General features: G+C 67.5%; 15 protein-coding genes. 9 read left to right on the top strand and 6 right to left on the bottom strand.

Annotated elements, in window-relative coordinates; translation table 11 throughout:
* Nucleotides 1-11 precede the first annotated feature (11 nt).
* A complete protein-coding gene (locus ACZY0X_RS11660; protein ID WP_463770441.1) occupies nucleotides 12-914 on the top strand; it encodes an alpha/beta fold hydrolase in 903 nt (300 codons plus the stop codon).
* Entirely contained in the window at nucleotides 901-1,557 is a 657-nt protein-coding gene (locus ACZY0X_RS11665) for a maleylpyruvate isomerase family mycothiol-dependent enzyme (protein WP_463770443.1), read from the top strand. The genes ACZY0X_RS11660 and ACZY0X_RS11665 overlap by 14 nt, the downstream gene beginning before the upstream one ends.
* Here the strand turns inward: ACZY0X_RS11665 and ACZY0X_RS11670 are convergent.
* Entirely contained in the window at nucleotides 1,529-1,918 is a 390-nt protein-coding gene (locus ACZY0X_RS11670; RefSeq protein WP_463770445.1) for a VOC family protein, read from the bottom strand. The two genes, ACZY0X_RS11665 and ACZY0X_RS11670, sit on opposite strands and share 29 nt — an antisense overlap.
* A gap of 55 nt (nucleotides 1,919-1,973) precedes the next feature.
* Between ACZY0X_RS11670 and ACZY0X_RS11675 the strand changes: the two genes are divergently transcribed.
* Nucleotides 1,974-2,996 carry a nitronate monooxygenase gene (locus ACZY0X_RS11675; RefSeq protein ID WP_463770447.1) on the top strand — a complete coding sequence of 341 codons (1,023 nt, stop codon included), beginning with the start codon at nucleotides 1,974-1,976 and terminating at the stop codon, nucleotides 2,994-2,996.
* A gap of 17 nt (nucleotides 2,997-3,013) precedes the next feature.
* Here ACZY0X_RS11675 and ACZY0X_RS11680 read toward each other — a convergent pair whose 3' ends face one another.
* Genes ACZY0X_RS11680 through ACZY0X_RS11690 form a run of 3 tightly spaced genes read right to left on the bottom strand, consistent with a single transcriptional unit; the run spans nucleotide 3,014 to nucleotide 5,895 of the window.
* Nucleotides 3,014-3,928: a DUF4097 family beta strand repeat-containing protein gene (locus ACZY0X_RS11680; protein ID WP_463770449.1), complete on the bottom strand. Its 915-nt coding sequence runs from the start codon at nucleotides 3,926-3,928 to the stop codon at nucleotides 3,014-3,016.
* Between the two features lie 21 nt (nucleotides 3,929-3,949).
* Nucleotides 3,950-4,594, bottom strand: a complete 645-nt coding sequence (locus tag ACZY0X_RS11685; protein ID WP_463770451.1) for a response regulator transcription factor — start codon at nucleotides 4,592-4,594, stop codon at nucleotides 3,950-3,952.
* On the bottom strand, nucleotides 4,582-5,895 hold the full coding sequence (locus ACZY0X_RS11690; protein ID WP_463770453.1) for a sensor histidine kinase: 1,314 nt from the start codon (nucleotides 5,893-5,895) through the stop codon (nucleotides 4,582-4,584). The genes ACZY0X_RS11685 and ACZY0X_RS11690 overlap by 13 nt, the downstream gene beginning before the upstream one ends.
* Nucleotides 5,896-6,047: 152 nt before the next feature.
* On the opposite strand from ACZY0X_RS11690, the gene ACZY0X_RS11695 reads away from it, so the two are divergent.
* Nucleotides 6,048-6,473 carry a DoxX family protein gene (locus ACZY0X_RS11695; protein ID WP_463770455.1) on the top strand — a complete coding sequence of 142 codons (426 nt, stop codon included), beginning with the start codon at nucleotides 6,048-6,050 and terminating at the stop codon, nucleotides 6,471-6,473.
* A gap of 1 nt (nucleotide 6,474) precedes the next feature.
* On the opposite strand, the gene ACZY0X_RS11700 is transcribed toward ACZY0X_RS11695, so the two are convergent.
* Nucleotides 6,475-6,888, bottom strand: coding sequence for a VOC family protein (locus ACZY0X_RS11700; RefSeq protein ID WP_463770457.1), 414 nt, complete (start codon nucleotides 6,886-6,888; stop codon nucleotides 6,475-6,477).
* A 64-nt stretch (nucleotides 6,889-6,952) separates the two neighbouring features.
* Between ACZY0X_RS11700 and ACZY0X_RS11705 the strand changes: the two genes are divergently transcribed.
* On the top strand, nucleotides 6,953-7,834 hold the full coding sequence (locus ACZY0X_RS11705; RefSeq protein WP_463770647.1) for an LLM class flavin-dependent oxidoreductase: 882 nt from the start codon (nucleotides 6,953-6,955) through the stop codon (nucleotides 7,832-7,834).
* 12 nt (nucleotides 7,835-7,846) lie between these two features.
* Here the strand turns inward: ACZY0X_RS11705 and ACZY0X_RS11710 are convergent, their stop codons facing one another.
* Nucleotides 7,847-9,349, bottom strand: coding sequence for a PucR family transcriptional regulator (locus tag ACZY0X_RS11710; protein ID WP_463770459.1), 1,503 nt, complete (start codon nucleotides 9,347-9,349; stop codon nucleotides 7,847-7,849).
* Nucleotides 9,350-9,492: 143 nt separating this feature from the next.
* Between ACZY0X_RS11710 and ACZY0X_RS11715 the strand changes: the two genes are divergently transcribed.
* The 4 genes from ACZY0X_RS11715 (at nucleotide 9,493) to ACZY0X_RS11730 (ending at nucleotide 14,196) form a co-directional block, all read left to right on the top strand.
* Entirely contained in the window at nucleotides 9,493-10,854 is a 1,362-nt protein-coding gene (locus ACZY0X_RS11715; protein ID WP_463770461.1) for an MFS transporter, read from the top strand.
* A 52-nt stretch (nucleotides 10,855-10,906) separates the two neighbouring features.
* Nucleotides 10,907-11,920 carry an agmatinase gene (gene speB / locus ACZY0X_RS11720; protein ID WP_463770463.1) on the top strand — a complete coding sequence of 338 codons (1,014 nt, stop codon included), beginning with the start codon at nucleotides 10,907-10,909 and terminating at the stop codon, nucleotides 11,918-11,920.
* A 105-nt stretch (nucleotides 11,921-12,025) separates the two neighbouring features.
* On the top strand, nucleotides 12,026-12,874 hold the full coding sequence (locus tag ACZY0X_RS11725) for a cutinase family protein (protein WP_463770465.1): 849 nt from the start codon (nucleotides 12,026-12,028) through the stop codon (nucleotides 12,872-12,874).
* Between the two features lie 74 nt (nucleotides 12,875-12,948).
* Nucleotides 12,949-14,196: a hypothetical protein gene (locus ACZY0X_RS11730; RefSeq protein WP_463770467.1), complete on the top strand. Its 1,248-nt coding sequence runs from the start codon at nucleotides 12,949-12,951 to the stop codon at nucleotides 14,194-14,196.
* Nucleotides 14,197-14,206 lie beyond the last annotated feature (10 nt).

Below are 14,206 nucleotides of genomic sequence, written 5' to 3' on the forward strand. Positions count from 1 at the left end.
AAGGAGATTTCATGGCTGAGACGAGCGAGACGCAGCGCATCGACATCCGCTCCCGCGGCACCCGCTGCGCGGCCTGGCTGACCCTGCCGGTCGGTACGGGCCCGCATCCCGGCGTTGTGCTCGTCCACGGACTGGGGGCGACACACGACATGATGCTGCGCCAGTATGAGCAGCACTTCGCCGCGTCGGGAATCGCGACCCTGGCCTTCGACTATCGACACACCGGGGAGTCTGACGGTCAACCGCGCCAACGTATCTCGATGACACGGCAACGTCAGGACGTGCACTCCGCGCTGGACGTCCTCAAGCGGTACCCCGACGTCGACGCGTCGCGGTTGGGTCTCTGGGGCACAAGCCTCGGCGGCATGCACGTCGTGCGGGTGGCCGCCGAGCGGTCGGACGTCTCCGTCGCCGTCGTGCAGTGCCCGATCGTGCACGGGCCGGGCGCCGCAGGCAGCCTCGGTGTGCGCGGACCACTGCGGTTGACCCCGGCCGTCGTCGAGGACGCGGTGCGGGGCCTGTTGCGGTGCGGGCGTCGTTACATCCCGATCGTCGGGGCACCCGGCACGCTCGCGATGGTCACCGCGCGGGGAGCCGAATCCGGCTGGAACTCAACCGTGGAGCGCGGTGGGCGGTTCGACAACCGCATCGCCGCGGCGGATGCGGTCCCGATGGTCGCGACCTCGGCGTTGCGGCATGCCCGCAAGGTGGCGGCGCCACTGCTGGTGTGCGTGTGCGACCGGGAGAACCTGATGGATCCGCGGTACGCGGCGACCGTCGCGCGCCACGCGCCGCGCGGTGTCGCCCGCCACTACGACTCGGATCACTTCGCGATCTACCACCCGCCGTTGGTCGCCGGTGTCCTCGCAGACCAGACCGCCTTCCTCGCCGAGCATCTCCGTGTCAACGCGTGACCTGCTGCGCGGCAACGACATACGCTTCCAGTGCGTCGCCGCCACCTTGACCGACGAGGAGTGGGCGGCGTCGAGCCTGTGCTCGGCATGGACCAACCACGAGGTGCTCGCGCACCTGGTCATCGGTTACGGTTCCGGGCCCGGGAGCGTTGTCGCGGGCATGTATCGCCACCGTTCGTTCGACGGCGCCAACGCCGAGCTGTCGCGGGCACTGGCGGCGCGGCGGACTCCCTCGCAGTTGTTGGACGACTTCGTCGGATTCACTCACCGGCCGGCCGGTATGGGCCGCTACTTCCCGCGCGCCCTGCTGCTCGGCGACCACGTCACCCACGAACTCGACATCCTGTTCGCCCTCGAGCGAGAGCCGACAATCTCGCCCGCCGCGCTGATCGCGGTGCTGAACACGCAGGTGTCACTGCCTAATCCGTTCGTACCCGCATTCCGCAACAGTCGCGGACTGCGCATCTGTGCCACCGACGTGGAGTGGGCGCACGGAGAGCGGGGGCCCGCGGTGCACGGCCGGGCCGCCGATCTGGTCTCCGTGCTGGGGCACCGGCCGCGGGCGCTCCGTCGCCTGCACGGTGACGGGGTGACAGTGCTCGCCGAGCGGGTGCTCAGCCGCCAGAGCCGTACGGCCGGGTGATGATCTCCAGGTAGTGCCCGGATGGATCCTGGAAGTACACGCCGCGACCACCGTCGTTGTGGTTGATCTCACCGGGGTGCTGGCCACGCGGGTCGGCCCAATGCTGCAGTTCCCGCTCGCGAATGCGGCCGTAGATGTGGTCGAACTCGGCCTCGGACACCAGGAATGCGTAGTGCTGCGGATGGATCTCCGCGTCCGCCGGGGCCTGGGCGTAGTCGAGGCTGGCACCATGATCGATGGTCACCGCCAGGAACGGCCCGAATTCCTTTGCGTCGGGTAGTCCGAACATCTCGGTGAAGAACGTCGCGGACTCCGTGCGGTCGCGCGCTGCGACGATGGTGTGGTTGAAGGTGATTGCCATATCAATCCAGTGAACCACCGCCCACGGGGCGGTCACAAGGTTGCAGGATGAAGTCATGCACAACGACGTTCTCGACCTGCGATCGTTGGCGGTCCCCGTGATCGCCGCACCGATGGCCGGTGGTCCCAGCACGCCCGAACTCGCCGCGGCCGCAACCAATGCCGGTGGCCTGGGTTTCCTGGCTGCCGGGTACCTCACCGCCGAGGCGCTCGCCGAACGGATCGCCGCCGCACGCGCCCTGACATCGGGACCCCTTGGGGTGAACCTGTTCGTGCCACAGGTCAGCGTCGCGGTCCACGACGCGATCCACCGCTACGCGGCGACCCTCGACGATGAGGCCAGCCGGTATCACGCCACGCTCGGCGAGCCCCGCTACGACGACGACCACTGGGCGGCCAAGCTCGAGGTCGTGATGGACCTGCGGCCCGACGTGGTGTCGTTCACCTTCGGGCTGCCCGACGCCGCGCAGTGCAGTCGGCTGCGGGCGCTGGGCATCGCGACCGTCGCGACGGTGACCACGCTCGCCGAGGGCGAGGCGGCGGTCGCCCGCGGTGTCGACGTGCTCGCCGCGCAGGGGCCCAACGCGGGCGGGCACCGCGGCACGCTCGATGCCGTCGCGACGCCGCCGACGCAGCCGCTCGACCAACTGCTGCACGCCACCACGATCGGCCTGGGTGTGCCCGTCATCGCGGCGGGCGGCCTCATGACCGCTGTCGACGTCGCCGATGTGCTCGCGTACGGCGCGGTGGCCGCGCAACTGGGAACGGCGTTCCTGTTGGCCGACGAGGCGGGCAGCAGTCCGGTGCACCGTGCCGCCCTGCAGGACCCGCAGTTCGGTGAAACCGCTGTCACGCGCTGCTTCTCGGGCCGCTACGCGCGCGGGCTGCGCAACCGCTTCATCGACGAGCACGATGCGGCCGCCCCGTTCGGGTATCCCGAGATCCACTATCTGACCAGTCCGCTGCGCGCCGCGGCGGTCCGGGCGGGAGACCCGCACGGGGTCAACGTGTGGGCGGGCACCGGGTTCCGCAAGGCCAAGGCAGCCCCTGCCGCCGACATCATCGCGTCGGTGGCCTGAGTGCTGACCTGACCGGCTCAGCGGTGCCGTCCGGCTCCGGCTCCCTCGATGACCACGTCGCCCTCGTCGGACCGGGCCGTGATCTGAGCCGCCGCCCGCGCGGGGTCGGTGGTCTCCGGAACCCGCACCCGGGCGGAATCGCCCGACGCGCGGACCAGGTATGGCCCGGGGTTCGGCAGTGAGATCGCGATGTCACCGGTGCGGGTGGACGCCTCGACGGTGCGCGGCGGGGCCTCCTTGAAGTCGACCGATATCTCGCCGTCGACGGACTCGGCCGCGAATGACTCGCTCACCGAGATGGGGTCGCGGGTGAGGACGGTGCCGTCCTGGCCCGTGACATCAATGCGCCGCGCCGAGCCGCTGAGGATCACCGCCCCGTAGGTGTTGCTCGCGACCAGACTGTCGAGGTCGGCCTGCACCAGCAGCACGCCCTTGTCCTGCGTTGTGGTGACCGACAATCGGCGCGCCATCTCGGGCGGCAGGGTCACGGTGATCTCACCGGCCCGGCCCCATCCCATGAACTCGGGTGTCACACCGTTGACGGTGATCCTGGTCGTCTGCGCGTCCTGGTCCACCTGCAGGGTGCGCTCACCCGAGCGGGCGGACTTCAGCAGACGCATCGAGACCCGCGGCTCGCGCGCGTCGCGGTCGGTCGTCAGCCGTAGTGCAGCGGGAACGTCGCCCGTGTCGATGACGAGTGACCGGGTGTCGGAGGCGAACGCCGTCTCGTCGGCTACCACCCGGAACGTGCTGACACCCCAGGCGGTTGCGCCGAGCGACAGGACGGTGCCGACCACCACGACGGAGGCGGCGATGACGAGGAACACGCGCACGGCGGTCCGGCCGCCCGGCGTCAGGGGTGGGGGTGCGGCCGAGGCGGGCGGCGCGGCAGCCGGGGGAGGCGGGGGAGGCGGGGGAGCGATGATCGTCACGGTGAAATACCTTTCAGCGATTCAGGATTCGAGGTAGCGCAGAACGGCGAGCACACGGCGGTTCTCGCTGTCGTCGGGCGCGAGATCGAGCTTGGCGAAGATCGAGGCGATGTGCTTCTCGGCCGACCCGACCGACACGTGCAGGGCCGCGGCGATCGCCGAGTTCGTCCGGCCCTCCGAGATCAACTGCAGGACCTCGGTTTCCCGCGGGGTGAGTGCGTCGAGTGCCGAGCGGCGGCGTGACCGGACCAGGATCTGTGACACCACCTCGGGGTCGAGCACTGTGCCACCGCTGCCGACGACCTCGACGGCGTCGAGAAACGCGGGCACGTCGGCGACCCTGTCCTTGAGCAGATAGCCGAAACCCCTGGTGTCCGAGGCGATCAGGTCGGTGGCGTAGCGCTCCTCGACGTAGTGCGACAGCACCAGTACCGGTGACTCGGGGTTTTGGGAGCGCAGGAGCGCCGCGGCCCGGATGCCCTCGTCGGTGAACGTCGGGGGCATCCGGACGTCGACGATCGCCAGGTCCGGCCGGAGTTCGTTGACGATGTTGAGCAGGTTGGTCGCATCGGACACGCCGGCGACCACGTCGTGGCCCGAGTCGGTCAGGATCCGCTCGATGCCGGCCCGCAGCAGCGCGGAGTCCTCGGCGATCACGATGCGCATGGCAGGACCGCCGTCACGATCGTCGGGCCGGTGACCGGGCTGGACACCGAGAATGTGCCGCGTGCGGCGCGCACTCGATCGCCAAGACCGCGCAGACCCGTCGCGTCGTCGGGGGCGGGCGCCTCGGCGCCTCCGACACCGTCGTCGAACACCGACACGTACAGGGTCTGGGCGGGTTCATCGAGCCGTACCGTCACCACGGCCTGACTGGCCTGTGCGTGCTTGGCGACGTTGGTCAGGGCCTCGGCGACGACGAAGTACGCCACGGACTCGACCTCCTCGGGCAGTCGCCGTGGCAGGTAGACGTTCAGCGTGGTCGGCACCCCCGAGGTCTGCATGCGCTGCACGACCGACGACAGCGCGGCATCCAGACCGCGGTCGGCCAGGATGGTCGGCGCGATGCCACGAACCACATTGCGCAACTCCACCAGCGCGCTCTTGGCGTCGTCGTGCGCCTCACCGATGAGGGCGCGCGCCTGCGGCAGGTCGGTGTCGAGCTTGGTCTGGGCCAGCCCGATCGTCATGGCAAGAGAGACGAGGCGGGGCTGCACACTGTCATGCAGATCGCGCTCGATGCGATTGCGCTCGGACTGCGCCGAGGACACGGCGCCGGCGCGGGCGTCGGTGAGCGCGTTGACCTCGTACTGCAGAGCCTCGGTCGGCGAGGCGGGGAGCAGCCACCGATCGATCGACGCGTCCACGGCGGGGGCGAACACCACAATCGCCGCGGCCGCGGCCAGCGCGACGATGGCCAGTACCCAGGCCAGCGGCGGTGACAGGAAGGACAGTCCGGCGGCCTCGTCGCTATTGCCGATCGCGGTGGCGACGGCGGGCCCTGCGAAGGCGAACACCACCAGGACCAGGGCGATACCGGTGGCCAGCAGGTCATAGATCATGCGGAGGTAGTGGTGCGCGAAGGCCTTCCAGAACCGTGCGCTGCTGATGTCCAGCCACAGCTGGTGGCACCAGCCCTGAAAGCCGTTGTGGTGCGACAGCTTGCGCGCAGGCACGGGGATGCCCAGGCCGAACACCGCCTCGCTGCGCACGCGTTCGACCCAGTCGACGCCGCGGATCAGGTAGACGAACACGACCGCCGCCACCACGAAGCCGATGATCGACGGGATCGAGGAGAAGCCGATGACCATGATCGCCAACGGAATCCAGAACCAGACGACACCGATCGCGGCGCCGGTGATCATCGACGCCGACGGCACCAGACCGATGGGACGGCCGGGTTTCGCGGTGTCGATGGTCGCCGGTGGGCCGGCGAGCGTGTCGGGGGGTGTGGTGACTGCAACCATGCCTTCAACCTATGGATGATCCGGCAGATGCAACACCGCGATCGCCCGAGAACTCTGCGGGGGTTAACCCCCGCAGCGGGCGCACGATGAGTTTTCGTGGCGGATCCGGTCTGCCCCAGTATCCGATCCGCCACTCACGCAGGAGAGCACATATGAGCGCCACCATCGACAGCACCGCAGCCTCCACCAGTTCGGCCCCACGGACCATCGCCAACAAGGTCGGTATCGCGATCAGCGTGCTGGTCGGCGCCTTCCTGGTGTTCGACGTCATCGGCAAGCTGATGATGCCGACCCAGGTGGAGGCGGGAGTCGAGGATCTCGGGTTCCCCATCGGCCAGGCGCTGGTGATGGGACTCGTGCTGGGCGTGTGCGTGCTCACCTATGCGGTTCCGCGCACGGCTGTCCTCGGTGCGCTGGGCATCACCGCGTATCTCGGTGGCGCCGTGACCGCGAACATGCGCATCGAGGCGCCGCTGTTCAGCCACACGCTGTTCGCCGTCTACCTCGGCGTGCTGATGTGGATCGGGCTGGTGCTGCGGCGTCCGGAACTGCTGCGCGTCGCCGGCCTGCGTCGCTGAGTCACTTGCGCGCGATCAGTTCCAGCGCAATGCCGTCGGGATCGCGGAACTCCAGGATGTACCCGTGGCCGATCTCCTTGATCGGCTCGCGGGTCACATTCAGTTCGTCCAGAAGTGCTGCGGCAGAGACCAGTTCATCCCGGCTGCCGACGTGCAGGCACAGGTGGTCCAGGCCCACCCGGTTCTCGTCGAATCGATCGTCGGCGACGGGGCGCAGGCCGAGCAGGAACTCGCCGGTGTTGTAGAGGACGCCGCCGAACAGGAAGCTCAGCTGCTCACGCGTGGCGTCATCGGCGTCCTCGGGCATCTCGACCGCGACGGGCCACCCGAACACGGATTCGTAGAACTGTCGCGACCGCGCGATATCGGTGACGGTGAGCCGAATGTGTGCGATGGAGTTCGCGGTGATTGCCATGGGAATCATCGTGCCAGGCCCCGGTGGGCGCACGGCGTGCCAGAATCCCGTTGTGCAAATCGGGATGACGATGCCGGTAATGGAGCCGAACCTCGACGCGGCGATGCTGCGGTCCTGGGCGCGGGTGATCGACGACGGACCGTTCTCGTCGCTGTGCTGGGGCGAGCGGATGTGTTTCGACAATCCCGACTCGCTGACCCTGCTTGGCGCCTTGGCGGCGTGGACCGACCGGGTCCGGCTGGTGACCACCGTCATCGTGCCGCAACTGCACGACCCGGTGATGCTGGCCAAGGCCCTGGCGACCGGCGACATGATCAGCGGTGGCCGCCTCACCGTCGGGATCGGGGTGGGCGGCCGGCACGAGGACTACCACGCCGTCGGCGCCGATCCCTCGACCCAGACGATGCGGGGTATGGCCGAGCGGGTCGCGATCATGAAGCGAGTGTGGGCGGGGGAGAAGGTCACCGAATCCGTGCTGCCGGTCGGTCCGCCGCCCGTGCAGGCTGGGGGGCCCTCGCTCATGGTCGGAACCATCGGCCCCAAGACCGTGCGCAGCGCGGCGGCGTGGGCCGATGGCGTGGCAGGCACCATCCTCGATCTCGACCCCGCCAAGCAGAACGAACTGTTCGACGTGGCCAGGGAGTCGTGGGCGGCCCTGGGTAAGCCGACGCCGCATCTCGCGACGTCGTTCTGGTTTGCCATCGGCGAGGGTGAGCAGCCGCGGGCGCAGGTGCACCGCCATCTGCTCCGCTACATGAACTGGATTCCCGAGGAGTTCGTCGACGCCATCGCGCCGACCACCGGATGGGCCGGGACCGATGAGGAACTCATTGAGGTGCTGCGGGGGTTCGAGGCGATTGGCACCGACGAGGTGCATCTCATCCCGACGAGCTCGGACATCGACCAGGTGCGACGGGTCGCCGAGGTGGTCAAGGAGTTCGCCTAGGGTCGCATGTCGTCATTGGGCGTCGAGGAGTTCGGCTGCACGCAAAGCGGTCCACAGTTCGACGAGAGCCTCCGTGTCGGCAGGGTCGAGTCCCGTGAGTTGGGCGATGCGCTTTACCCGGTACAGCACGGTCTGGCGATGGACGTGCAGAGCCTCGGCGGTGGTCTGCCACGACCGGCGATTTCGCAGGAAGGCATCCAGCGTCGTCACGAGATCGGATTGGTGCTCAGCGTCGTAGCGCCGCAGCGGCTCGAGTACCCGGTCCACCAGCGCGCGCGCTTCATCGACATCCGACAGCCCGATCCAATGCGACTCGCGTCCGTAGTGGGAGAGCACAGTTTCACGGCGCTTGGCCAAAGACAGCGCCCAGGTGGCCTCCCGGATCGCATCCTGAAATCGCGTCAACGAGTTCAGGCGCTGGCTCACGCCGATGCGTGCTGAACTTCCCAGTGATCGGGTGAGCACCCCTTCCCATCGCCCGTCACCGGACACAAGGGCATACAGCAGGCCCTCCTTGAGGGTGATGAAATAGGGAATCGAGTTGCGCCACAGCGCATTATGAACCGTCAATGCCCGGCTTTCATCGCCGCTACTAGCTGCGACCAGGACAGCATCAGTGGCCTGCAGGCCGGCGTCGCTCAGCGCGCGGCTCACCGATTCCGGGTCCACGCGATTCTCGAGCAGGCTCGCGAGCAGGGTAGCCCCGTCCCGACGGGTGTGTTCGAGTACCAGGAGCGTTTCGGACAGCTCCAGACTGACGACGGTTGCTGCGTGTTGGAGCTGGATGGGATCAACCCGGGAGTCGGACGTGATCACGACCAGCGCAGCCCCGGGGTGTCGTTGGATATCGGTGAGTAGCGCGGCGCGGCCGTCGGCAGCGGGCAATCCAAAGGCGCCGGCGGACACATTCGTGGAACTAGCCGACAACTCGGCTACTGCGTTCTTGGTGATCATGTCCAGTGGCGCGCTGCCGGGGAACCAGGGCTCGCCGGTCTCGCGGTCGCACACGTAGAGCTGGCAGCCCAGTTCCCGGGCCAACGACTCGAACAACTGCGCTGACGGGGTGCTCGCGGCAATGTGGCGGCGCACCAGATCGTAGATCCGGACCGTACGGGTCAAGCGCGTGGACTGGTCCAGCAAGGTGGCCTCAGCCACTGCTCGCGAGATCGCCACGAACGGCAACGGGTAACGGATCTGCAACACCGGGAGGCCAAGTCGATCGCTTGCCCGGATGAACCGCCGCGTCAGCGGAGGGCAGTACATTTGCTCGCCGATGGCCAGGCCCGACGCGCCTACCTCGTTGAGCTTCTCCGCCAGAAGCTCTTGTCCGCCAGCTGTTTTGGGGAACGACAGTCCGTTTGTCATCAGTAGCTCGCCACCGGTGATCCACCGCCACGGCTCCGGTAGGTCGGAGGTGTGCGTCCAGGAGATGGTTCGCTGGGCACCAGTCTCGCCGGCGAGGAATTCGAGGCCGAGGTGGGGGACATCGGCAAGCTCACCGACCGTGATCGCCATGAAGACCTCCTGCACTGTTTATACGTTCGCTCAACTGGGTCGCGCGCTATTTGAGCGATTGTCACTCGACAATGACCGTAGGCGCCAACCAATCTGTGTGTCACCTCACATCGAGCATCGAGGCCAGTCCTACAGGGGAGCCCATGTCACAAGCCAGCCATCTCATCGACGATGCACCGATCACCGCCTTTCATAGAAAACTCACGCTGTATTCGTCGGGTGGTCCATTCATCGACGGCTATGCGCTGTCGATCATCGGCGTCGCTCTGATCACGCTGCAACCGGCAATGAACCTGTCCACCACGGAGATCGGTTTGGTCGGTGCGTCCAGCCTGATCGGCATCTTCGTCGGTGGCGGGCTGTTCGGCTATCTCACCGACCGCATCGGCCGGCACATCATGTACATCGCGGATCTGCTTGCGCTGGCCGTCTTCTCGATCTTGTCGGCCTTTGCCGAGGAGCCGTGGCAAATCATCGCACTGCGGTTCCTTCTCGGTGTCGCCATCGGTGCCGACTATCCGATCGCCACGTCGCTGCTCGCGGAGTTCCTGCCACGCAAACAACGCGGGCGGTATCTCGGAGCGATGTTCGTGGTGTGGGCCGTCGGTGCCGCCGCCGCGTACGTCGTCGGATACGCGCTCAGGGACTTTGGCCCAGACGCCTGGCGGTTGCTCCTGGCCAGTCCGGCGGTTTTCGCCATCATCACATTGCTGGCCCGCTTGGGCACACCGGAGTCGCCTCGCTGGCTGCTGAGCAAGGGGCGCATCTCGGAAGCCGACGCGTCGATCAAACGCGCGTTCGGAGAACAGTTCTCGGTCAAGGACCTGCCAGAGGAGAAGGTCGCCACCACATCGTTCCTGACGGTGTTCAAACCGCCCTATCTGAAGCGAACCATCTTCGTCAGCGTCTTCTGGACTGTGCAGGTTATCCCGCTTTTCGCGGTGTACACGTTCGCGCCGGAGCTTATGGAATCCTTCGGCCTGGAGGGCGATTCGAACCTCTACGGGGGATCGCTCATCATCGCGATTCTCTTTGTGGTCGGCGGCATCCCGGGGTTGTGGCTGGTCGAGCGAATCGGCCGCCGCGCGTTGCTGATCGGATCCTTCGCGATCATTGCCATCGCGCTGGCAATACCCGCTGTCATCCCTGGCGTGCCGGCAACGGTGTTCTTCCTGGCGCTCGCCGTGTTCGCGGTAGCCTCCGGCGCCTCCAGCTTCTTGGAAGTCGTCTACCCCAACGAGTTGTTCCCCACCGAGGTGCGCGCGACGGCCGTGGGTGTGGGCACCGCGATGAGTCGGATCGGGTCGGCGGCGGGTACCTACCTGATGCCGATGGCGCTGGTGGCGATGGGCCCCGGCGGTGCACTGGGAATCGGTGCGGCCGTCACGGTGGTCGGCTTGCTGGTCGCCATCTTCATGGCACCCGAGACGCGTGGCGTGGCGTTGACGGAGTGCGCGACCACCGATGACGACACCGCCCCTGAGGAAAGCGTGCGTCTCACGTGACGCGGCGCCCAACAAGTCCCCTTCTTTCAACAACCAACGTCAGGAGTGCTGCATGACCGACAACAATCAGTTCGTGGGTGCGCTACCCGCGACCCAGGTTCCGCGCTATGCGGGCAAGGGCACCTTCGCTCGGATCGCCGACATTCACGAGGTCAGTGATTACGACATCGCCATCCTGGGCGTGCCGTTCGACGGTGGCACGTCCTATCGTCCGGGTGCTCGGTTCGGCCCCATGGCGGTGCGGCAAGCGGCGCGCACGCTGCGGCCGGGGTTCCACGTCGAATTGGGTGTCGCCCCATTGGAGTCGATGCAAATCGTCGACGCCGGTGATGTGTCGGTGACACCGTACGACATCGCCGAAGCATGCCAGCAGATCCAGAACCATGTGAGTGACGTACTCGGGGGAGGTGACCGCCGGATCGTCTCGATCGGTGGTGATCACACCATCGCGCTGCCGAACCTACGTGCGCTGCACGCCGAGCACGGACCGGTGGCGTTGGTGCACTTCGATGCTCATCTGGACACCTGGGACACCTATTTCAACGCGCCGGTCACTCACGGCACGATCTTCCGCCGCGCGTTCGAAGAGGGATTGCTCGTTGAGGATCATTCGATCCACATTGGGATCCGCGGACCGATCTACGACCAGGCCGACTTGAGCGACGACGCAGGCATGGGATTCAAGATCATTCGGGCCGGCGACCTTGACGTCATCGGCATCGAAGCTGCGGTCGACGTCGTACGTCGCCGGGTGGGTGACACGCCGGTCTATCTGTCGATCGACATCGATGTGCTGGACCCGGCGTTCGCGCCTGGCACCGGAACGCCTGAGTCCGGGGGACTCAGCGCGCGGGAACTGCTGCGCATGCTCCGCCAGTTGAGCGGGCTCAACCTGGTGGGAGCCGATGTCGTCGAGGTGGCACCGGCCTACGATCACGCCGAGATCACCAGTGTCGCAGCGGCAACCGTGGTGTTCGACCTGGTCTCGCTCATGGTGGCCGGCGCGCGCACCACTTCCGCTGCCACAGCGAATGGACCTGTCGCAGATGGGGCGTCTTCAACCTAGCGCTGGCTGGGCGGGTCAGTGGACCCATGGAGCTGTTGAACAGGTAGCGCCCGACGTTGTTGCTGGCGGTGTAACAGACGGCGGCCCGAGGGCGACGAACAAGTCGTGATCCGTCGTCTGTGCCTGCTCATCAGCCTCATCGGCCTGGCGCTCGCCGGCCTTGCCACCGGAACCGCCGCCGCCGCTCCCGCGTGCCCCGACTTCCACTGGATGGGTGCCGCGGGCTCCGGGCAGCGTGACGGTGCCAAACTCGCCGCGAACGGCGGCATGGGCGATGTGGTCTATCAGTCGTATCAGCAGCTGCAGGGTGCGCTGGCCCAGAACGGCCAGACGATCACGGCCGAGGCCATCGAGTACCCCGCCGCACCCGTGCCGGTTGAGGGCGGCCTTGGCGGCTGGATGGGCTTCATGGACAGCGTGGACGTCGGAACCGATGCCACCGAGGAGCAGTTCGCCGCCTTCACCGAGCAGTGCCCGACTTCCAAGGTCATTCTGGCGGGCTACTCGCAGGGCGCCATGGTCATCCACCGCAACCTCTATGACCTGGCCGACAACCCGCAGGTGGCGGCCGCGCTGCTGATCGCCGACGGCGACCGCCTGCCCGTCGACACCACCATCGCCATGGGGTCGGCGGCCGCGACGGCAGGCGTCGGCCACGGGGTGGCCCAGGAGCACTCGTTCCTGGCCGGGACCAACACCTCGATGCTGCCGCCCGAGATCGGCGCCCGCACGATCAGTGTCTGCGACGTCGGTGATCCGGTCTGCGACTACGACCCCGACACCAGCACGCTGTCACCCGCTGAACTCGCCGTGCACACCGCCTACGCACCGGCGGTCAGCGGCCAGCACGCCTGGGGGACGCCTCTCTACTACCTGGTGTCCAGCCAGGTGACGTCCAGCCCGGCCGCTGCTGACGAGCAGGTCCACATGACCGCGGCGCACGCCGGCCGCTGAGCCCCAACGCATCGGCGTGAACCCATCGCGCCGCCAATTCGTGTTACCTGTGTCACGTCGACCCAGGGGGCACCGTGCTGAAACGAAACCGCCGGTATGTAAGCGCCGCGACCAGGGGGATTGCCGTTGTCGGCATCGCCGCCATGGTCGCGCTACCGCTGGCTCCTGGAGTTGAGGCCCAGTCGCCGCCGACCCTGACGCCGACCGTCACGCAGGATGTCCGACTCGCGGCCACAACGGTTCCGCCCGGCGGGCTCATCACCAGCTTCCTGGGTAATCAGGTCACGTACTGCTCGATCATCTGCCCACTTCTCGTCGACACCGCCGTGACGGCGATCGCCACGACACTGCAGACACCGGGTGTTCTCTTCACCGCATTGCAGTCGGGTGACCTGTGGAAGGCGATCGGCATCACCGCGGCATCGGTGACCGGGCCCGTCAATGCCGCGGCGCAGGCGACCATTCTCGCCGACGGCTCGCTGGTGGCACCGAGGGCGCTGAACGCGTTCGAGGTGGCTGTGGTCGGGTTGATGAACATCGTCCCCGGCGCGCTCGGCGGGCTACCCGGGATCGTCACGGCCACCCAGACCGCCCGCCAGGACACCTTCACCGCGCTCAACCTGCCGATCGTGCCCAATCCCACGCCAACAGTCATGCCCCGCGGTGTCCTGCAGGTTGCCGTGGTCGGGGCCATCGATGTGGTCGGGGCGATCATCTTCCCGGCCTTCAACCACGTCCTGTCCGCCGTGTTCGCGGTCCCCGATGCCGTAGCTCAGGAACTGGCCGTGACCGGTGATCCGGTGCGAGCGCTCGCCGCGGGTTTCAACACCGCTGCCAGGGAGCTGAGCGCTGCAGGCACCGACATCGCGGATGCGGTGGTGACCGCGGTCAACAATGTGCGCGCGGAGATCGAGCAGTCGCATCCGGCGAACCGGGTGGCGCCGCCGCAGCAGCGGAGTCCGGTCACGACGACAGCGCCGGACCCCATAAAGCCGAACCCTGTGGCGGTCGAACCGTCGCGCCGCTCGGTCACGACGACCAAACTCGCCGACGACGAGTTCGGCGGCACTCACCGGTCGCGCGACGCGACGCCCGGGTCACGCGACGTGATGTCGCAGCTTCGAGACACCGCGCGCGACGTCGTTGGGAAGCTCTCCGCAAGGCCTGACTATGCCGTGTCGGGCCGGCCGGACATCTCAGCGGCGACTGTCACGGACACGGACACCAAGGCGGATCGCAAGGCCGACGGCGTCGACCGTTCACCGCGGGCAGAGTCATCACACAAGGGTGCGGACAGGGCGGGGTCGCCCCACGGTGCGTGACCTCATATCG

It is taken from the genome of Mycobacterium sp. IDUB_39, from assembly GCF_055419205.1.